This is a genomic window from Streptomyces sp. AHA2 (assembly GCF_036857595.1).
Taxonomy (GTDB): Bacteria; Actinomycetota; Actinomycetes; order Streptomycetales; family Streptomycetaceae; genus Streptomyces.
Genome location: NZ_JAUQWJ010000001.1, coordinates 636,483 through 656,237, shown reverse-complemented (window position 1 = coordinate 656,237; position 19,755 = coordinate 636,483). Strand labels below are relative to the sequence as shown.

General features: G+C 71.1%; 20 protein-coding genes. 7 read left to right on the top strand and 13 right to left on the bottom strand.

The annotated features are described in order from the left end of the window. Positions 1-3: 3 nt before the first annotated feature. The gene (locus Q5694_RS03145; protein ID WP_333930399.1) at positions 4-1,212 is read right to left on the bottom strand and encodes a Tm-1-like ATP-binding domain-containing protein; all 1,209 of its coding nucleotides are present in this window, start codon (positions 1,210-1,212) and stop codon (positions 4-6) included. A gap of 763 nt (positions 1,213-1,975) precedes the next feature. On the opposite strand from Q5694_RS03145, the gene Q5694_RS03140 reads away from it, so the two are divergent. The 3 genes from Q5694_RS03140 (at position 1,976) to Q5694_RS03130 (ending at position 5,698) form a co-directional block, all read left to right on the top strand. Further along, positions 1,976-2,704, top strand: a complete 729-nt coding sequence (locus Q5694_RS03140; RefSeq protein WP_333930398.1) for a hypothetical protein — start codon at positions 1,976-1,978, stop codon at positions 2,702-2,704. A 63-nt stretch (positions 2,705-2,767) separates the two neighbouring features. After that, entirely contained in the window at positions 2,768-4,123 is a 1,356-nt protein-coding gene (locus Q5694_RS03135; protein WP_333930397.1) for a pyridoxal phosphate-dependent decarboxylase family protein, read from the top strand. Positions 4,124-5,107: 984 nt separating this feature from the next. Beyond that, positions 5,108-5,698, top strand: a complete 591-nt coding sequence (locus Q5694_RS03130) for a CGNR zinc finger domain-containing protein (protein WP_333930396.1) — start codon at positions 5,108-5,110, stop codon at positions 5,696-5,698. A 309-nt stretch (positions 5,699-6,007) separates the two neighbouring features. On the opposite strand, the gene Q5694_RS03125 is transcribed toward Q5694_RS03130, so the two are convergent. Next, positions 6,008-6,376, bottom strand: a complete 369-nt coding sequence (locus tag Q5694_RS03125) for a hypothetical protein (RefSeq protein ID WP_333930395.1) — start codon at positions 6,374-6,376, stop codon at positions 6,008-6,010. A 114-nt stretch (positions 6,377-6,490) separates the two neighbouring features. Then, positions 6,491-6,928 carry an ankyrin repeat domain-containing protein gene (locus tag Q5694_RS03120; RefSeq protein WP_333930394.1) on the bottom strand — a complete coding sequence of 146 codons (438 nt, stop codon included), beginning with the start codon at positions 6,926-6,928 and terminating at the stop codon, positions 6,491-6,493. A 229-nt stretch (positions 6,929-7,157) separates the two neighbouring features. On the opposite strand from Q5694_RS03120, the gene Q5694_RS03115 reads away from it, so the two are divergent. Further along, positions 7,158-7,346 (top strand): hypothetical protein, encoded by a 189-nt coding sequence (locus tag Q5694_RS03115; RefSeq protein ID WP_333930393.1) that lies wholly within the window; start codon positions 7,158-7,160, stop codon positions 7,344-7,346. A gap of 22 nt (positions 7,347-7,368) precedes the next feature. Here the strand turns inward: Q5694_RS03115 and Q5694_RS03110 are convergent, their stop codons facing one another. The 10 genes from Q5694_RS03110 to Q5694_RS03065 all read right to left on the bottom strand — a co-directional run bounded on the left by Q5694_RS03110 (position 7,369) and on the right by Q5694_RS03065 (position 16,621). Beyond that, complete coding sequence (locus Q5694_RS03110; protein ID WP_333930392.1) at positions 7,369-7,917, bottom strand: hypothetical protein; 549 nt, start codon at positions 7,915-7,917, stop codon at positions 7,369-7,371. 287 nt (positions 7,918-8,204) lie between these two features. After that, positions 8,205-8,483 (bottom strand): GlsB/YeaQ/YmgE family stress response membrane protein, encoded by a 279-nt coding sequence (locus tag Q5694_RS03105; RefSeq protein WP_333930391.1) that lies wholly within the window; start codon positions 8,481-8,483, stop codon positions 8,205-8,207. 149 nt (positions 8,484-8,632) lie between these two features. Beyond that, entirely contained in the window at positions 8,633-9,934 is a 1,302-nt protein-coding gene (locus Q5694_RS03100) for an MFS transporter (protein ID WP_333930390.1), read from the bottom strand. Between the two features lie 227 nt (positions 9,935-10,161). Next, complete coding sequence (rph, locus tag Q5694_RS03095; RefSeq protein ID WP_333930389.1) at positions 10,162-12,771, bottom strand: rifamycin-inactivating phosphotransferase; 2,610 nt, start codon at positions 12,769-12,771, stop codon at positions 10,162-10,164. 196 nt (positions 12,772-12,967) lie between these two features. Further along, positions 12,968-13,411, bottom strand: coding sequence for an ATP-binding protein (locus Q5694_RS03090; protein WP_443040798.1), 444 nt, complete (start codon positions 13,409-13,411; stop codon positions 12,968-12,970). 103 nt (positions 13,412-13,514) lie between these two features. Next, on the bottom strand, positions 13,515-14,360 hold the full coding sequence (locus Q5694_RS03085) for an RNA polymerase sigma factor SigF (RefSeq protein WP_333930574.1): 846 nt from the start codon (positions 14,358-14,360) through the stop codon (positions 13,515-13,517). A 172-nt stretch (positions 14,361-14,532) separates the two neighbouring features. Then, complete coding sequence (locus Q5694_RS03080; RefSeq protein ID WP_333930387.1) at positions 14,533-14,829, bottom strand: hypothetical protein; 297 nt, start codon at positions 14,827-14,829, stop codon at positions 14,533-14,535. Between the two features lie 48 nt (positions 14,830-14,877). Then, positions 14,878-15,390 carry a hypothetical protein gene (locus Q5694_RS03075; protein ID WP_333930386.1) on the bottom strand — a complete coding sequence of 171 codons (513 nt, stop codon included), beginning with the start codon at positions 15,388-15,390 and terminating at the stop codon, positions 14,878-14,880. Between the two features lie 14 nt (positions 15,391-15,404). Beyond that, the gene (locus Q5694_RS03070) at positions 15,405-15,665 is read right to left on the bottom strand and encodes a hypothetical protein (protein WP_333930385.1); all 261 of its coding nucleotides are present in this window, start codon (positions 15,663-15,665) and stop codon (positions 15,405-15,407) included. Positions 15,666-15,814: 149 nt separating this feature from the next. Continuing rightward, entirely contained in the window at positions 15,815-16,621 is an 807-nt protein-coding gene (locus Q5694_RS03065; RefSeq protein ID WP_333930384.1) for a MerR family transcriptional regulator, read from the bottom strand. A gap of 80 nt (positions 16,622-16,701) precedes the next feature. Between Q5694_RS03065 and Q5694_RS03060 the strand changes: the two genes are divergently transcribed. From Q5694_RS03060 to Q5694_RS03050, 3 genes are all read left to right on the top strand, one after another. Then, the gene (locus tag Q5694_RS03060; protein ID WP_333930383.1) at positions 16,702-17,496 is read left to right on the top strand and encodes an SDR family oxidoreductase; all 795 of its coding nucleotides are present in this window, start codon (positions 16,702-16,704) and stop codon (positions 17,494-17,496) included. 97 nt (positions 17,497-17,593) lie between these two features. Further along, positions 17,594-17,941 (top strand): nuclear transport factor 2 family protein, encoded by a 348-nt coding sequence (locus Q5694_RS03055; RefSeq protein WP_333930382.1) that lies wholly within the window; start codon positions 17,594-17,596, stop codon positions 17,939-17,941. A 367-nt stretch (positions 17,942-18,308) separates the two neighbouring features. Further along, a complete protein-coding gene (locus tag Q5694_RS03050; RefSeq protein ID WP_333930381.1) occupies positions 18,309-19,694 on the top strand; it encodes a ricin-type beta-trefoil lectin domain protein in 1,386 nt (461 codons plus the stop codon). Positions 19,695-19,755: the final 61 nt, after the last annotated feature.

The window sequence follows — 19,755 nt, the reverse complement described above, 5'->3', positions numbered from 1 at the left end:
CGGCTATGCCGCCAGCATGGCGATCAGCCGGTCGGCCATCGCCGTGCCGAACCGCTCGTCGTTGATGTGAGTGTCGAGTTCGACGAGCTGGACCTGCGGCCTGAGGTTCTGTCTGAGGGCGGAGAAGAGGGCGGCGTCCGCGTGCGGGTCGTGGAACTCCCCGCCCGGGACGGCCATGGCCGATATCCCGCGCAGCGGAAGGAACACCGTCACCGGGCCCTTGGATACGTTGAGGCGGTCGGCGATGCGCCTGCCCAGTTCGGCGGACTCTTGGGGGGTGGTGCGCATCAGGGTCATGGTCGTCGCGTGGCTGTAGAGGTGGCGGTCGCGGAACTCCGGAGCGATGCTTCCGGGCGCGCCGAGGTTGACCATGTCCAGTGCGCCCACGGAAACCACCTGCGGAATTCCTTCCTCGGCGGCCGCGGTCAGGCGCTTGGGCCCTGCGGACATCACCCCGCCGACGAGGTCGTCCGCCAGCTCGGTGGTCGTCATGTCGAGAACGCCGGTGAGGAAACCGGCGCGCAGCAGCGCCTCCAGCGACTCGCCGCCGGAACCGGTCGCGTGGAAGACGAGCACCTCGTATCCGTGCTCCTCCAGGCGCCGCCGGGCGGCCTGCAGGCCCTGGGTGGTCACGCCGAACATGGTGGCTCCGACGAGGGGCCGGCCATCGGTCTCGGGCTCTCGACCGATGCCCGCCATGCCGGCCACCGCCCCGGCGGCGTTGCGCAGGATCCGCCGGGTGATGGGGTTGAGCCCGGCGATGTCCAGCACGGCGTACATCGTGGTGAGGTCGGTGCCGCGGACATGAGGGCGCATGTCCCCGGCCGCGATGGTGGACACGAGAAGCTTCGGCACCCCGACGGGCAGCTCGTTCATGGCGATCCCGGCGAGCGTCGTGCCACTCCCGCCGCCCAGCGTGACCACCGCGTCGAGCCTGCGCTCGGCGCGCAGGCGCTTGAGGACCTCGCCCGCGCCCCGCCCCATCGTGGCGACCGCGACCGCACGGTTGCCCGCCTCGGCGAGGATTTCCGTGGAGCTACCGGCCGCCGCGGCCACCTCGTGGCGGGAGACGTCGACCCTGGCGGGAGCCTCGCCGACGATGCCCGCGTCGACGATGACGACGTCACATCCGCGTGCCCGCACCTCCTCGGCGAGGAACAAGTGCTCCTCTCCCTTGGTGTCCAGGGTGCCCAGCACCACGACTGTCGCCATGACTCCTCCTTGGCCGGGCGAACGCATTGCGCCGCGTCGGCTTCCGACGCCAACTACCACCGTAAGACATAGTCAAAACTAACACACCTATGTCGCGCATTCAGCAGCGGACAGAAGGGGGGCGAGGAAGGGAGGCCGCAGCACCCGGTCCCCCGCGCGAAAGGGCGGGACTGGGATGAGAGGCCGCAAGGAGTCGTTGTCAGCCATTGGCCGCATTCGCACACCGCTTCAGAGGGAGGCAGGTCGAACGCCGCCCGTCGAACCCGGCACCGACCCACCCGCCCAACAGCCAGAGACCAGCGACTAGGAACATAGACATAGACGTAAAGATTCTTACTGACATGTGGGCATCCGAGTGTTAGCCTTGCTCGCGACATCGGTTTACGGCCGTAATCCGATCCAGGCAGGGAGGGGTCCCCCGTGCCTCGCTCATCAGGTGAACTCGCTGCTCGAAGCCCGAAGGATCTGATCGCAGCAGCGTCCGGACTGTTCCGTCGGCAGGGCACACACGTGAGCCTGTCGGCGGTCACAGCCGGGAGGCCGCCCGGGCGCGGCACTGATCGAGTACGGGAACCCCTTCGGACTTTCCCCTCACCGGCGAGGCCATGGCCACGCTCTCCACCACGGTGGGCGCCCTGATGCTCTCCCGGGCGACGACCGGCTCACCGTTGTCGGAACAGTTCCTGAGCGCGGCTCGCAGGACCCTGCTCACAACAAGACCCACCCGACCGCCCCTCTGGACGGGCGACACAAGGAGAAAACCATGAACGACCTGGTCGAGTTCGTGATCGAGAAGCACGGTGGCCTCGAACTGTGGGAGGAGGCCGTACGCGTGTCGGCCACCGTCCACGTACACGGGGGCTTCTGGGCCTTCAAGGGTCAGCCCGACCTGCTGGGCATGGAGAAAGTCACCGTCGACCTGCGTCGCCCGCACATCGGGATGAGCCCTTTCGGCAAGGACCGGTCCGTGTCGTTCGACGCCCAGGCCGACCGGGTCGTCATCTCCCGGGCCGACGGGTCGGTGGCCGAGGAGCTCGACAACCCCCGGGCGAGCATGAGCGGCTTCACCGGGGAGACCCCGTGGACCGCACCACAGACCGGTTACTTCATCTCCTACGCGACACGTATGTACCTGCTGGAGCCCTACCTGTTCACCCTGCCCGGCATCACCACGCGCGAGGTGGAGCCGTGGAGCGAAGCGGGAGAGACCTGGCGTCGGCTGGAGGTCACCTTCCCCGGCTCCTTCCCCAGCCACAATTCGGTACAGACCTACTACTTCGACGCGGACACCGGCCTGCAACGGCGCATGGACTACTCCCCCGACGTCAACGGCAACCCGCTGGTCGCGCACTACACCAGCGAGCACCATGACTTCGGAGGCCTGATAGTGCCGACGCGCCGGCGGGTCCTGTTGCGCCGGGAGGACAACACGGCGATCCACGAGGCGGCCGCGATCCTGCTGGATCTGAAGGATGTCCACCTCGAACGGTGACACGCGGCCGTCCGGTGCCCGCTCCCCTCAACCCGATCCACTCCTCCAGACAGGCAGGCAACGATGAACAACGACGTCGAACGCGAAATCGCCTTCCTGGAGGAGGCCGACCGGCGTGCACGCGCCTACACCGCGGGGATCGGGCAGCGGCCGGTCTTCCCCTCCGCCCACGCCCTTGAAGGGCTGAGACGATTCGAGGAAGCACTTCCGGCCCGGGGACTGGGCAACGCCTCGACGCTGGCGCTCCTGGACGACGTCGGGTCCCCCGCGGCGGTCGAGACCAACGGATCCCGCTACTTCGGTTTCGTCGTGGGAGCAACCCTTCCGGTGGCGGCAGCAGCCGACAGACTGGTGCTCGCCTGGGACAACGGAGCCCTCGGGCACGTGACCTCGCCCGTCACCGCAGCGGTGGAGAAGGTGGCCGGGCAGTGGCTGCTGGACATCCTCGACCTGCCGCGCGAGAGCGCCGTGGGATTCGTCACCAGCGCCTCCGCGGGAACCCTCATCGCGGTCGCCGCCGCCCGCCGGTCGCTGCTGGCCCGCCGTGGCTGGGATCTCGACCGAAGAGGGCTGCACGGAGCACCGCCTGTCCGTGTCGTGACATCCGAACTCATCCACGTGGTGGTCAAGAAGGCTCTGCGCATCCTGGGGTTCGGAACCGACGACATCGTCACCGCTCCGGTCGACCGGTACGGCCGAATCGACCCGGCACAACTGCCGGAGCTCGACGAGAACACCATCGTCGTCCTCCAGGCCGGCGAGGTGAACACCGGCGAGTTCGACCCGTTCACCGCCGTCGTCCCGATTGCGCGAGAAGCTGGATCGTGGGTGCACGTCGACGGTGCCTTCGGGCTCTGGGCCCGCGCATCGGCCCACTCCGCACTGGCCGACGGCGTGGACCTGGCGGACAGTTGGACGGTGGACGGCCACAAATGGCTCAACACGCCTTACGACTGCGCCATGGTGATCGTCCGCGACCGTGCGGCGCTCGCCCGGACGATGACCTCCGAGGCCGCGTACACACAGGCCGACGGCGACGCCCAGCGAAACCTCACCCTCGAGTTCTCCCGCCGGGCCCGTGGAGTTCCGGTATGGGCGGCGCTGCGGGCGCTGGGTCGCGACGGGGTCGCCGACCTGGTGGAGCGGAGTGTCGCACTGGCGGAGCGGGCTGCGGCGGGACTGCGCGAAGCCGGGTACACGGTGGTCAATCGCGTGGTCCTCAATCAAATCATCGCCCACGCGGCGACACCGCAGGACACGGCCCGCGTCATCGCCGCGGCGCAGGCGTCGGGAGCGGTGTGGTTCGGTTCGAGCGTGTGGCAGGGCGTGCCCGTGATGCGTATCTCCGTGTCGTCGTGGCGCACGACGGGCGACGACATCGACGCGCTGGTGGAGCTGCTCGCCTCGCTGCGAGGATGACTGCCCGGCCTGCGCTGCCATGGCGCCGAGCCCCGCGTCGCGGGCGCAGGGAAGGAGGCCACTCACCCAGCCGACGGGAGAGGCCGCCGTCGGTCCTCCCCTTCCGGGTGGCGACGATCGGCGTCCGCCCGTCGCCCTCACCCCGGGGCGCGAGCCTTGCCTCCTGCCGCCGTCGCCGCGTCCGGGGACCAGCCTCGTGACCGTCCGGTCCGGGACTCACGACTCGACCACCGGGACGGAGAGGAGGGGCGGCGCTGATCGACCCGCCGTTCCTTCACCTCCGGAGAAGGTCCGGGCTCCTGTGACTTCACGCGGTGTCCCGCCACTCACCGGGCGCGGACCACGACCACCGACAGCGAGGTAACGCCATGAACGACTCACCTCCCGGCCGCTCCTGTGCCGACGGGCTGCGCCGCGTGCGACTGCCCGGCACGGTCGCCGTACCCCCCGGCAAACCGTGTTCGGAGCGCAGCGCGAGCCCGTCCCGCCGGATGCCGACACCACCCCGAACGGCCACGCCCGGCTGACCGCCAGACGGGCCCGGCAGCGTCCGACCGCACCCCCACCCGGGTTTCCGCTCGGCCCGACCGGCGATCCAGGGCCCGAGGCGCGGCAACGGCTCTTCACGAAAGGTGCTCACGGCGCATTCACCAGGCCACGACTTCCCCCTCACTCTCCCGCTGCAGCGCGGTCATCTCTTCCGGCGGTGGAAGAATTTCGCAGGTCCCGTGGATGACTGACGCGGGTAACAAGTCAAAGCATTTCGGGGATGTCGCCGTTACCGATGACGGACACGAGGAGAGCGGCCAGGCCCGTGTTGCACCCGCCCGGTCTTCGTGGTCCTGAGCCGGTTCCCTCTCAGGTCGGGATGGATCACCTCACACCACAGCTTGATGCGCATCGCTACGAGTAAGGAGCGTACGACCCACTCATCTTTCGCACATGTGCGAGGATGGGAAAAGACCCTCGGAGGAGGCTGGACGAATGGCATGGCAGGCGACGGAGCGATACGGTCTGGAGACCGCGCCGGGCGACCTCGCACTGGTGCAGGATTTCCTGAACACGGTCGCGGCGGGGATACCACTGGAGCCCGACCTGTTCGCCGACGCAGCGAGCGCGCAGGAGTGGGCCGAGCAGGCGACAGGCGACTGGTCGGTGCTCACCGGCCTGCCCGCACCTGAGGTCGAGGTCGATGTGGTCGGCCTGGTCGAACTGCGCGCCCTGCGGGACGAGCTGCACGGACTCCTCGCCGAAGGCACCGCAGGCACCCGCCCGCCGTCCACGGGGATACGGACCGCGGCGGCCACGCTGCAACTGGATGCGGACGGACGGGTCCACATGGAGCCCCGGGGCACCGGTTGGCGCAAGTTGGTGTCCATGATTCTCGCCGCGCTGCTCCGAGCCCAGATCGCCGATACGGCTCGCCGGCTGAAGACCTGCCGCAATCCTCGCTGCCGCACGGCCTTCTACGACCGCTCACGCAACAACAGTGGTGTCTGGCACGACGTGAAGACATGCGGCAACGCGGCGAACCTGAGGGCCTACCGGGCGCGTCAGCGGGCCAAGACATCGTGAGCGCGGTGCCCTGCCGACGTGTCTTCGAGTGCGGGGCACCCGGCCGCCTGCCGCGGATCCCGGCCGCACAGGCCGTGCCCTCATGGCCGGTGCTGCTGTCCGGATGGTGGGGGTAGCACGGTGACGAACCAGGACCGGACCCCCGGCGCCCCCGCGTGCGGCTCTCGCGCCGCGAGGCCGCAGGTCCCGACTCGCCGAGCGATGGACGGAGGCGGCGGCCGGGTGACCACTCCCTGGACGCGAGGCCCGGCCGGACGGCACCGGCCGGGCCTCGCGGGTCGAGGGGGCGTTCCCCGGGCGAACGGAGGGTCAGCGCGTCGTCTGGTCCGAGTAGCTGAAGTCACCCACCGTCCAGGCGCTGACGTCCTCGATCGCGACGCGGTACATCCCGCCCGTCTCGGGGATGCCCACGGTTCCCTGCAGGATCCGGGCGACGTGGAAGTGCAGATGCGTGGGCGGCCCGTCCTTCCGGCCGGGGGCGTCGAAGGCGGCGGAGAACTCGCCGAGGTCGGCGGAGTCGGTCAGCACCTCGGACACCCGCTTGCGCCATACGGCTTCGGGTGCGAGGCGACCGGTGATGACGGCACCACCGGTCACCACGGTCAGGGACATCCGAGTGCTCTGCCCGGACTCCACACGGGCGGCGATGTCAACGATCAGCTCGTCAGGCTTCGGCATGCGACCGGATTGTATTGGGTCGGTCCGACACCATGACGCGAGAGGGGGGCACCAGTGCGTGAACGAGGGGGGCCGTCCGCCTTCGAGCCGGCCCGCCTGGCGGTCCTTCTCCGCTCACGCGTGCGGATCCGCCCCGCCGCGTGCTCCCGCTGCCCTGAGGATCTCGGCGGTGTCGGGGTGGGGCCCGTGGTTCGCCCAGTCCAGCGGGGACCAGCCGGTGCCCTCGTCCTCGCGGAGGTGGGGATCGGCGCCGTGCGCCAACAGTTCCCGGACGGTCGAGGTGTGCCCCCAGCAGGCGGCCGCGCACAGGGGTGTGCCTTCCGCCCCGGCTCCCCTGCTGGGCGTGTCGGGGGCAGCCCCGGCCTCCATGAGCAGGCGGGCCACCTGGGCTTCCCCCTGAACGCTTGCGAGGTACAGCGGGGTGGTGCCGTCCGTGTCCCGTCTCTCCGGACTCGCTCCCCTGCGCAGCAGAGCCTCCACGCTCCTGGCGTCGCCGGACAGGATCGCCTCGAAGAGGCGGTGGGACAGCTTCTTCTGCCTCCGCTGCTTCATGGCCGGTCAGGCTAGCGACGCCGGGGCGCCGAAGCGATCGATATCCCGTAGCCCGTCGTTGCGGCCGGTCCGGTGACTCGACGCCGGCGCCGCCGCGCTCGACTCGACCCGTGCCGGCCCCGGGCGCGCAGCGTGCCGGGCCCGTCACCCGGACGGCCGCCCTCGTGGAGCGCGGACCGGGCAGGTGCGGTCTGCTGGACCGAGCAACTGCCTGTCCTATGGGGGAAGCATGTACGAGATGTGCCCCGGCCCCGATGAGCCCGGCACGGCCATGGTGTGGCACGTGAAAGCCAAGCAGGGCACCGTGACCCTGTGCGGACGGCCACTGGAACCGGCCGAACCCGATCAGGTCGAGGCCGACCGGCACTGCACCCCGTGCATGACCTCCTTCAGCCGGTTGGTCGAGCAGAAGAGCTGACTTGACGCGGCGGCGCGCCGCGTCAGTGTCCGGCCGCCGCCTTCACCAGGGCGACCGCCACGCCGATCGCCGCGTCCACGACGCCCGCCGCGATCGCGGTGAGCGCACCGCCGCCCATGCGCAGCCCGCCGAGGCAGCCCCAGAGGAACAGCGACACGACAGCCACGCCCGCCGCGACCGACAGCGCGGTGTCCAGGGACAGGACGTCCAGGGCAGCGAGGCCGATCAGCACGGCCGGGCCGACGGCGGCCGACAGCAGCGGGCTGCTGACGTACAGCATGCGCCGCAGTTCGCGGCCGGTGGCGAAGCGGCGGTGGACCGTGCGGTGCGCCTGCTGGTCCGCGACGAACGCCGCCAGCCACAGTCCCAGCGCCGTCGTCAGGACCGTGGCGAGAGCGCCGAGGGAGCCGACTTCACCGAGGGACAGGCCGACCACCACGGCGATCATCGTGATCGTCGCGTAGATGCGCTCCTTCAGGCGGTCGGCCAGCACGCCCGCATCCGCCTCGGTCTCGTCGACTTCGCCCGCACCCGGTTCCGGCCGGTCGCCGGCCCGACGGTCGTCCGCCACCCGATTCCCCTCGCCTGTCGCGCCACACGGAGTCCGCAGGTCGCCGCGGTGCCCGCGGGGAGCGCCGGCGGCGACGGCCACCAGCATGCCCGTGTCCACCTGGCCGGGTCGGGCAGCCCGGGCCCGTGACCGACGCCTTTCACACGACTGACCCGGGTTCGGCGGTGCCCGGCCACGGCGATGCCGTCCAGCGGGCCCCGACGCACTGACGGCTCCCGTCCCGCGAGGGGAGGGAGCCGTTCAGATGAGTGCGCAGCGCCCGGCAGGCGTGAGCCGGGTGAAGCGGGTTACGCGTGACGGTGCGAGTGACGGTTGCCGGTGATCACGCGGTAGAGGGCCAGCAGGATGAGCGAGCCCACGATCGCGGCGATCCAGGTGGAGAGGTTGAAGAACCCGTCGATGGAGTCGACACCGAAGATGACCTTGCCGAGCCAGCCACCGAGCAGACCACCGGCGATACCGATGAGCATCGTGATGATGATGCCGCCCGGGTCCTTGCCCGGCATCAGGGCCTTGGCGATGGCGCCGGCGAGCAGCCCGATGATGATCCAAGCAATGATGCCCATGGTGCGTCTCCACTTCGTCGTATAAAGAACTTGTTAGCTCAACGGGTGCGCCGAATCCGGCCGAACAAACGTGGCTGACCTGAATTCGTTTCCAGGGGTTGCCCTCGGAGCGGGAACGGGACCGCGGAGTCCGCCGGGTCTCGGGGCCGTCAGGCCGTCGCCGACTTCCCGTGCGGGGACGGAAGTTGCCGGCCCAGGCGGGAGAGGGGCGACAGGGCCATGAGCGCGGGGGACAGCAGCATGCCCGCCGCCGTGATCGACAGGCTCGTGCGCAGCCCCCACGCCTGCGCGAGCAGCCCGCCGACCAGGGAACCCAGCGGTGTCAGTCCCATCCCGACGAAGGTGATCGTCGCGGCGACACGCCCTTGCAGGCCGTCGGGGGTGACGGACTGACGCACCGCCATGAGCGCGACGTTGACCAACTGGCCCCCGAGCCCGAAGACGAAGCCCACCACGAGCAGTGCGGCCACCGTCACCGCGGAGGAACCGTGCAGCGCGGGCACGCAGAGAAAGGCGGCGTCGCCCGCTGCCGCCGCGCAGACGAGCATCGGGCCGTACCCGAACCGGGCGGGCAGCCGCGCCGCGAGCAGCGAGCCCAGCAGCGCACCGGGCCCGGCGACTGCGAGCGCCAGGCCCACCACCGTGCCGGGCAGGCGCAGTTCGCGCGGCAGGAACAGCAGGTAGACGGTCATCAGGGCCGCGAAGGAGAACTGGAAGGCGGCCGAGGCCACGCATACCGCGCGCAGAAGCCTGTCACGGGCGACGAAGCGCAGGCCCTCGCCGACGCGGTGGCGGACGCGCGAGGGCCGCGGAGGAGGCTCCGGCATCGCCTCGGTCCTGCGGATCCGCCGGATCGCCAGGAACGACAGCGCGAAGAGCACCGCACCGGCAGCGGTGGCGGCGGGCGCCGAGAGCAGGGACACCAGTGCCCCGCCGAGGGCGGGCCCGCCGATCTGCGCCGCCGAACGGCTGCCCTCCAGCGCGCTGTTGCCACGCAGCAACCGGTCGCGCCGTACCAGGCGTACCAGGGACGCCTGGTACGCCACGTCGAAGACCACGGACAGCGCGCCCACGGTGAAGGCGAGGACGAACAGAGCGGGCAGCCCGAGCCGCCCGCAGAGGCAGGCCACGGCGGCCGCAGCCAGGGCCAGCGCCCGGCCGGCGTCGGCGAACACCATCGTCGTGCGGGTCCGCCACCGGTCCACCCAGGCGCCGACGAAGAGGGACAGCAGCAGGATCGGTGCCTGGCCCACCGCACGCAGGGCACCCAGCCCGCCGGGGTCGGCGTGGAACGCGAGGACGGCCAGGAGCGGCAGGATCACCGTGGTGGCGTGCTCGCCGAGTTGGGAGACGGTCTGGCCCAGCCAGAGCCGGCGGAAGTCGGGGTCACGCCACAGGCCGGGGGAAGCGGGCCGGCGGGGATCGTTTCCGCCGGAGGGGTCGGACGGCACGGGGGTCCCTTGTGTGCTCGGCAACGGACTGCGGCGTCAGCGCGTGCTCGGGCGACCGGCCATCTCACCTCCTCGTGGGGACTCGCTGCGGCCAACCCAGCCGCCGAAGGACCGTACGGATAACGCTTTTCGAGGTACCTGCGGACCGGCTGCCCCGAGCCGTTCTGCGCCGAAGCGTCGGGCTGTGCCGGAGGGCGGTGGGACATCCTCCGGCACGGCTCGGCCGGTCAGTCGAGGATCTCCACGTACCCGTCGCTGCCGTGGACGCGGACGCGCTGTCCGTCGCGGATCCGCCGGGTGGCCCGGTCGACGCCCACGACGGCCGGCAGGCCGTACTCCCGGGCGATCACCGCGCCGTGGGTCATCAGACCGCCGACCTCCGTCACCAGCCCCGCGATGCCGACGAACAGGGGCGACCAGCTGGGGTCCGTGTAGGGCGTGACCAGGATGTCGCCCGCCTCCAGGTCGGCGTGTGCCATGTCGAGGACGACGCGGGCCCTGCCCTCCACGGTCCCGGCGGAGACGGCCAGGCCGATCAGGGCGCCGGCCGGAACGTCGTCGCGCCGGTACGTCCCGTCGAGCATCTCGCCGTCCGAGGTGAGGACCCGGGGCGGTGTGAGCGCGTGGTACGAGCGGAACGCCTCCTTGCGCTGCCGGACGAGCCCGTGATCCACCCGGTGCGTGCGTGCCACCTCGCGGAACTCGTCGAAGGTGAGATGGAAGACGTCCTCCCGGTCGGGGAGCACGCCCGCCCGGACGAGACGGTCGGCTTCCCCGAGCAGGGCCCGCTTGTAGACGAAATAGCGGCGGACGATGCCGTACTTCGGGTACTCCCGGTAGCCGATGAAGGTGCGGACCCGGTCGATCATCCGCTTGGTCTCGTCGGCCTTCCGGTCCCCGTCCGGCAGTTGGCGCAGGCGGGACAGGACGTCGTGCTCCTTCTGCCGGGCCTCGTGCAGCCCTTGCTCGAACCGCCTCTTCGCGGCGCCGGGTTCGAAGTTGCGGACGTTGTCGAGGATGGCCGGGACCAGGGTGCCGGGGCGCTCGCTCCAGCGTGGCCGCGTGATGTCGATCTCGCCGGCGCAGCGCATGCCGTACCGGTCGAGGTAGGTCTCGATGGCGTCGCGTGCCTCGGCTCCGCCCGGCAGCTCGGGCAGTTCGTCCAGGAAGTCGTCGTCCTGGACGGTCCGCAGGTGTGCCACGACCTTCGGGTGGGGACGGATGACGTCCGCCACGTCCAGCAGTTCCAGACCCATCTGCGAGGTGATGTTGCCGGGGGCGGACAGGGTGAGGGAGTCTGCCGCGTTCTTCTCGCCGAGCCACTCCCCCAGCTTGTCGTTGAGCCACCACGTGGACTCCATGCCCGCCATGATCGCCTGCATGCTCAGCGGGTCTCCGAGGATGCGCTTGTGCTCCTCGAAATCCTCCAGGAGGAAGTCGAACAGCGCCGGTCCCGTCTTGTCCCGGATGCCGCGCTCGAGGCCGGCGACTGACGCCTCGTTGCGTTCGATCAGCTGGGTGACGAGGGCGGAGTCGGTCGGGATGGGGGCGGGCGCAGTGCCGGCCGACTGCCCGGCGGACCGGCCGGGCGGCCGGGCATCCGGGATCGACGGGACGAAGTCGCCGCGGCCGAGGACGGTCTCCAGCGCGTCCCGCACGAGTGGATCGGACCGGCCGGCGACGTCCAGGAGCCTCGCGCGGCTGGTGGGCGAGGCGAGGGCCCTGGTGGCGTCGACGAACAGCCGGCCGCCGGCTTCGTGCATGGGTGCCATGGCCGTCAGCTGCCACATGGAGATGCCGAGCTGCTTCATGGGATCGGTCATCATCTGCTGGTGACCGACGGAGACGTAGACGTGGTTGTCCTGGTCACCGGCGCGCGGGACGGGGTAGAGGGTGGTGATCGGCCGGCTCTGCACGATGCGGAAGCCGTCGTCGGCCAGGCACCACTCGATGTCCTGGGGGTGGCCGAAGTGTGCTTCGATGCGGCGGCCGGTGCGTACGAGCTCCACGACCTGGGCGTCGGTCAGCGCCGGCTGCGTCTGCCGCCGCGGGTCGACGGGCTCCTGCCGCGTGCCGCCGGACGGCAGGGCCCGGACGGCGCGTTCCTTCGCGGCGATCGTCCTGGCGACGACCTCGCCGTCGCGCACCCGGTGGACGTCGGGGTTCACGAGGCCGGAGACCAGGGCCTCACCGAGGCCGAAGCCGGCGTCCACGGTGGAGATCCTCCGGTTGCCCGTGACGGGGTCGGCCGTGAAGAGGATGCCGGAGGCGTGCGGGACGACCATCCGCTGCACGACGACGGCCATGAGGACCGTCCGGTGGTCGACGCCGTTGCGCTGACGGTAGGTCACGGCCCGCTCGGTGAACAGCGAGGCCCAGCACCGGCTGATGTGCTGCAGGATCGCCGCCTGCCCCATCACGTTGAGGTACGTGTCCTGCTGGCCGGCGAAGGAGGCGGTCGGCAGGTCCTCGGCGGTCGCGCTGGAGCGCACGGCGTAGGCGGCCTGCTCCCCGTGCCGGACGAGGGCGGCGGTGACGGCTGCGGTGAGGTCGTCGGGGACGGTGATCGCCTCGATGGTCCGGCGGATCCGCGCGCTGAGCGTGCGGATGGCCTCCTGGTCGTCCGGGTGGGTGCGCGACAGTCGTTCCAGGTGCTCCTCGACGGACGGTACGCCCGCCACGACGCGTCGGTAGGCGTCCGTGGTGACGCAGAAGCCGTCCGGCACGCGGATGCCCTCGATCCGCGAGAGCTCCCCCAGGTGGGCGGCCTTGCCGCCGACGGCCACGGCCCGCGTCGCGTCGATCTCCCGCAGATCCAGCAGGTACTGCTCGGTCATCTCCCGTTGCCTTCCGTCGGCGGCACCCGCGCCTTTGCCCGTTTGTGCAGGTCGCGGCCTCGGTCGATGATTGTGCGGGGTGACGGGGGCCTTGCCGCAAGCCCCCCTGTGCGCTATACGTTGAGAAGGGCGGGGAGAGGTCTCCCTGCCCTTCGTCGTGTACGGCGCGCCATGTCGGGCATCGCTCGTGTGCGATCTACCGCCCGTTGTCGTCGGGTCCGTCCATGAGGGCCACGCGTGCGGTGATGCTCTTGCCGACCGCTTCCCGGCGTGCCTCGAAGTCCCGGGCGATGGCCTTCACGATCTCCAGGCCGTGCTGGCCCACCCGTCCGGCGTCGGCGGCTCTGGGCACCGGCAGCACCGGATCCGAGTCCCACACGGTCACCTCGACCGCGTCGTCCTCGATCCGCAGATCCATGCGTGCCCGGCCCGGCGCGTACTTGCGGGCGTTGGTGACCAGCTCGCTGACCACCAGCTGGGTCAGGTCCATGCTCCGCTGGGAGATGGTCAGCCCCTGCTCCGCCCGGCGCCGGGCCAGGAAGTCGGCAGCCAGATGGCGGGCCTTGGCTATGTCGCCGTCCAGGGCCACCGTGAGTCCTCGCTCCCCGTTCACACGTCCCAGGTACCCGAGGTAGCACATTTGACGCCCCTGTCCATGAAGGGCACAAAAAGGCCGCCAGGCCGGCCGGAGCGAGTCCGGTCGGCCTGGCGGCCCGGGAAGTCCGAGGTGGGCGGGGGCGGTGTCAGCCGGTGGCGAGCATGCCTTCACGCAGCCGGGCCAGGCAGCGGGACAGCAGCCGCGAGACGTGCATCTGCGAGACGCCGAGGCGTTCGCCGATCTGCGCCTGGGTGAGCTCGTCCACGAAGCGCATGTGAATGATCTGCCGGTCCCGCTCGTCCAGCGCGGCGACCATCGGAGCCAGGGCGTGGAAGTCCTCCACGAGCTCCAGTGCGCGGTCGTCGGCGCCGATGAAGTCGGCCAGGACCGCCTCGCCGTCGTCGCTGGTGCTCAGGGCCGCGTCCAGGGAGGAGGAGTTGTAGCCGTTGGAGGCGATCTGCGCCTCCCGGACGTCCTCCTCGGACAGGCTCATCAGCTCGGCGAGTTCCTTCACCGTGGGGGTGCGGCCGAGCCGGCTGCGCAGTTCCTCGGTGGCCCGTGCGAGCTGCACGCGGGCTTCCTGCAGCCGGCGGGGCACGTGCACGGCCCAGGTGGTGTCACGGAAGAACCGCTTCATCTCACCGACGATGTAGGGAATCGCGAAGGAGGTGAACTCGACCTCGCGGGTCAACTCGAAACGGTCGATCGCCTTGATCAGGCCGATCATGCCGACCTGGACGATGTCCTCCATCTCCTCCGCCCCGCGGCTGCGGAACCGGCCGGCGGCGAAGCGGACCATGGACATGTTCATCTCGATCAGCGTGTTGCGCGCGTACTGGTATTCGGGCGTGCCCTCTTCCAGTACGGCCAGCTGGTCGAAGAACATCCGGGAAAGCTCACGGGCGTCCTTGGGCGCCACCTTGGACGGATCGGCGACCTCCGGCAGACGCACCTTGTCCGTGTCGGTTTCTGCAGCTATGGCTGTCGCCATCATGCTTCCCTCCCCATCCGTCCAGCTCGGCGCCGACACGTCTCGGGTCGGCGCAAGGCCGTCTACCCCGACTTCATGCATACATGCCCACTTATTTTTTCCCGCGTCCGGCGACCGGGCCGTGAGGGCATGGCGACCGGGCGCCGCCGAGCGTCCCGCGGGCGCCTGGACGTCAGGGCGTGTCTCCGGAGTGGTAGAAGCGGCAGCTCACCCCGGGGCCGGGTCTGCGGGGCTCGCCGGGGCGCGGGTCGTACAGGGAGCGGCCGCCGGGGAACTGTCCCAGCTCGGTGGGCAGGGCGGCGCCGTCGTCGACCTCTTCCGGCCGCCAGCCGGTGATGTCCAGCAGCAGTCCGTCCAGCGGCCCGCCCGTCAGCGCGGCGTACGTCTGGTGCGGCAAGGGCCCCGGGTCGGGGTCGTCGTGGTCGTGGCCGTACACCCGGCCCCGCAGCAGCTGCTCGTCTCCGTTCATGCCGTTCAGCCTCGCAGCCGCCACTGACATCGCCGTCTGCCCGGCCCCTCAGCTCCGGCGCAGCTTCTCGTCCATGGTGCGCAGGCGCCGGTGGTGGCGCTGCCCGGACACCAGGGGCCAGGCCAGGAGGGCTCCCACGAGCAGGCTCATGACCAGCGTCCGGCGCGGGCCGTCGGTGAGCGCGGCGAGGACCACGAACAGGGCCCACATGACGCCCAGCACGATCATCGCCGCGACCCGGTGGCGGGTGCGGTGCAACCGCTGCGCGACCAGATCGCGCATGACCCTGCGTTCCTCCGGGTCGGTGGGCACCTCACCCCGGCGCAGTTTCCGGTCCAGGGACATCAGGTCGTCGACCGACCCTCCGGTGGCCCGCTGCTCCCTTCTGCGTACGACGAGCAGGACGACGACGCAGCCGACGGACGAGACGGCCATGCGGGTCACGACCGAGGCGGGCGACCGCTCCGGGAACACGAGCAGGACCGCGGCGCTCGCCACCGCGACGGACAGCAGGATCTGGAGCCACACGTGCTTGCGGAGGTAGGCGGTGATCCGTTCCACGGGCGGCTCCCCGCTCAGACCCTGGTCCGCCGGCGGACGGTGAGGACCCGCATCGTCAGGGCCACGACCAGCAGCACCCAGGCGGCGGCGCAGTAACCCCACGCGGTCGTCCCCCGTACCGCCCCGACGGAGGCCCACACGGCCCACAGGGCCACCAGCACCGCCAGCGCGGTCCAAGCGATGTCGGCGATACGGGTGGGCAGTTGGGCGCGCTGTCTCGTGCCGGGCTCGAGTGTGCCGAGTCCGTGCTGCTGCGGCGTGTCGTGACGCGACATCGACGGTTCCTCCCGGGTGGTGTGGGTGTGTACTCCCGTGGGCGTTCCGGATACCCGGCGCGGGGTACGGCACACCGCCAACTGCCGCGAGCGATACGGAAGATGAGCCTCCACAGCGCGGCAGGGGCGTTCCCCCGTGCGCTGCCCGCTCAGCCGGGCCGGGGTGTCACACGGAACACCGGCCAGCCGATCTCCGTGCGCCACCGCGCGGCCTCCGCCGTGTCGCGCGGACCGCTGAGGTAGGTCTCGCGGACCGGTCCGGCCACGGCCAGCGCATGGTCGGACACCCACCGGCCCAGCTCGCCGTAGGTCACCTCGATGGTGTCGTGGCTGCCCTCGTGCACGGTGACGGCCAGTTCCACGGCCGGCAGCTCGACCCCGTGGACCCGTCCCGTGGCCGGCACGGGTGCGTCGACCGGTACGTGGACCAGGACGTGCCCCCGGCCCTCGGTGAAGAGCGCGTTGTCGTAGAGCCCACCCGGGGGGCCCGCCGGGTGGGCGACGACCGCGTCGAGTTCCGCCATGGCTCCCGCGTACCAGGAGAGCACGTCCGTGTGCGCGACCGTGCCCTCCACGGCCGCCACGAGCCGGGCCGGCACCTGACGCAGTTCCACGGCCAGCGCGGCCGGCCCCGGGCGCAGCAGGCGCTGCAGCGACTTCACGGCCGCCTGGGTGCGCGAGAGCCGGTCCTCCAGCCGCTGCAGGTGCTCGCCGACCAGGACCGCGCGTGCGGCCGGGTCCGGTGTGAGCAGGATCCGCCGCACGTCGGCGAGAGGGACGTCGAGTTCCCGCAGCCTGGAGATCACCTGGGCGGCCGGGATCTGGTCGGCGTCGTAGTAGCGGTAGCCGCTCGACGGGTCCACGTGAGCCGGCTCCAGCAGTCCCGCCTCGTGGTATCGGCGCAGCGTGCGGATGCTCAGGTGGGTCAGCTGGGCGAATCTGCCGATGGTCAGCACGTGTCCCACTGTGCACCCTCCCCCGGAGGGAGAGTCGAGCGGTTGACCCGGTCGCCGGAGGAGACGGCAGCGTCGGCGCCATGACTCGCATCCACCTCCCCGTTCCCGATCTGCAGGGCCGCCTCGCCCTCGTCACCGGCGCCGGCCGCGGCACCGGGGCCGCGATCACCGCACGCCTGCGCGCCGGCGGCGCGACCGTGCTCGCCACGGCGCGCACCGCGCCTGCGGCCGCCGGCCACGACGGCGGTTTCGTCACGGCCGATCTGACGACTCCGGACGGCGTCGACACCGTCGTCTCCGCCGTGCGCGAGCGGCTCGGCACGCTCGACGTCCTCGTGCACGCCCTCGGCGGCTCCCGCTCCCCCGGCGGAGGTTTCGCCGCCCTCACGGACGAGCACTGGCGGGAAGAACTCGCCCTCAACCTGCTGCCCGCGGTCGGACTGGACCGTGCCCTGCTGCCGGCGATGCGGGAGGCGGGCCGTGGCGCCGTCGTCCACGTCTCGTCCATCCAGCGGCGCCTGCCGCTGCCCGACGCCACGCTCGGCTACGCGGCCGCCAAGGCGGCGCTCACCACCTACAGCAAGGGCCTCGCGCGTGAGCTGGCTCCGCACGGGGTGCGGGTCAACGTCGTCTCACCCGGGGCCATCGAGACGGAGGCGGCGACAGCGCTGGCCGACCGCATCGCCCGGTCCGAGGGCATAAGCCACGACGGGGCGTGGGACCGGATTCTGGCCTCCCTCGGCGGCATTCCGCTCGGCCGGCCGGCCCGCCCCGAGGAGGTGGCGGAACTCGTCGCGTTCCTCGTGTCCGACCGGGCTGCCGCCATCACGGGTGCCGAGCACACCATCGACGGCGGCACCGTCCCGGCCCTGTAGCCGTCCGGCGAAGACACCGAGCCGAAGACTCCGAGCCGGCGAAGCCTCCGAACCACCAGGACCCCGAGCCACCAACACTCGACAAGGAGACACGATCATGCCCCTCAGCCCGCTCGACCGGCTCCCCGTTGCCGTCCGGACCTACCTCGGCGCCCACGCCGGTCACGATGTCCCGGCAGCGGCGGCGTGCTTCGCCCCGGGCGCGGTGGTCGTCGACGACGGCGCCTCCTACCGTGGCCGCGCGGAGATCGGCGGCTGGCTCACGCGTTCCGCCGCCGAGTACACCTACACGACCACTCCCACGGCCGTGGCACGGCACGACGACGGGATCTGGCACGTCACGCAGCGCCTCGAGGGGAACTTCCCCGGCGGCGTCGCCGTTCTCGGGTTCGCCTTCAGGGTCCGGGAGGGACACATCACCTCCCTCGACATCCGTTCCGTGTGAGACACGAGGAGTGAAGCCCACCCCCGCCGGCCGGGATCCCGCACTCCGGCCGGCCTCTGTCAACGGCGCTTCACCGGTGCCGAATTGGCCTGGACCAGAACCTTGACACGCGCTTGCATCACTTCTTAAATCATGAACTGAAATAAGACCCCCACGATTGTCCCGCATCCCCACGACCCCCACTCCCCTGCCCGGCGGGCAGCACGCACGAGCGCGTTCACCTCCGGGTGACTGTCATGCACATGACAGTCACCCGGAGTGCCTCCGTGTCCCCGCCGGCGACGGGCCCGGCGTGTGCAGACGCCGCCGATGCCGGTCCGCAGCAGCCCTGCGGCCCGCGCCCGTCTCCAGAAACGGACGTGACTCCATGATCAGACAACTCGCGGCCGGCTCCGCCGGACGTCACGTGCTCGGCGTCACCGCGGCGGTGTCGCTCCTCATCGGTCTCAGCGGCGTCCCCGCGAGCGGCGCCGCCGCCGCCACGGGCCCGATCACCGGAGTCGGCGCGAAGTGCGTGGACGTCGCCGGGGCAGCCACCGCCAACGGCACGGCCGTGCAGCTCTGGGGCTGCAACGGCAGCGCCGCCCAGCAGTGGGACGTGGCCGCCGACGGCACCGTCCGCGCACTCGGCAAGTGTCTCGACGTCGCCTCCGGCGCCACCGCCGACGGCACGAAGGTGCAGCTCTGGGACTGCAACGGCAGCCCCGCCCAGCAGTGGACCGTCACCTCCGCGCGGGACATCGTCAACCCGCAGGCCGACAAGTGCCTGGACGCCACCGGCAACAGCTCCGCCGACGGCACGAGACTGCAGATCTGGACGTGCACCGGCGCGGCCAACCAGAAGTGGACCGCACCCGCCGGCGACGGCCCGGCCCCGTCGCCCGGCGCGATGGCCGTGGCGCCCTACCTGTACAACGGCTGGGGCAGCCCGCCCAGCCCGACCACGGTGATGAACGCCACCGGCGTCAGGTGGTTCACGCTCGCCTTCGTCCTCAGCAACGGCTACTGCAACCCCCAGTGGGACGGCAGCCGGCCCCTGACGGGGGGTGTGGACCAGCAGACCGTCAACACGGTCCGGGCCGCCGGCGGCGACGTCATCCCGTCCTTCGGCGGCTGGAGCGGCAACAAGCTGGAGAGTTCCTGCGGCAGCGCGGGTGAACTGGCCGCCGCCTACCAGAAGGTCATCGACGCCTACGGCCTCAAGGCCATCGACATCGACATCGAGGCGGCCGCCTACGACAGCCCGGCCGTGCAGCAGCGGACCGTCGACGCGCTGAAGACCGTCAAGGCGAACAACCCGGGCATCAAGGTGTACGTCACCTTCGGCACCGGACAGAACGGACCGGACACCAGCCTGATCGACAGGGCTGCGGCCTCCGGACTCACCGTCGACAGCTGGACGATCATGCCGTTCAACTTCGGCGGCGCCGGGCAGAACATGGGCCGGCTGAGCGTCAGTGCCGCCGAGGGCCTGAAGACCGCGGTGCAGAACGCCTACGGCTACAGCGACGACCAGGCCTACCGGCACACCGGCATCTCCTCGATGAACGGCGTCACCGACAACGGCGAGACCGTGACGGTCGCCGACTTCCGCACGATCCTCGCCTACGCCCAGCAGCGTCACCTGGCGCGGCTGACCTTCTGGTCGGTCAACCGCGACCGGCCGTGCACGGGCGGCGGGGCCGACACCTGCTCGGGCGTCTCCCAGCAGCCGTGGGACTTCACCCGGGTCCTCGCCCAGTACACCGGCTGACCGTCCCCTAGCCCTCCTTTCCCCTCCCCCACCCCCGCCGTACCACCGGCACAGGAGAAGT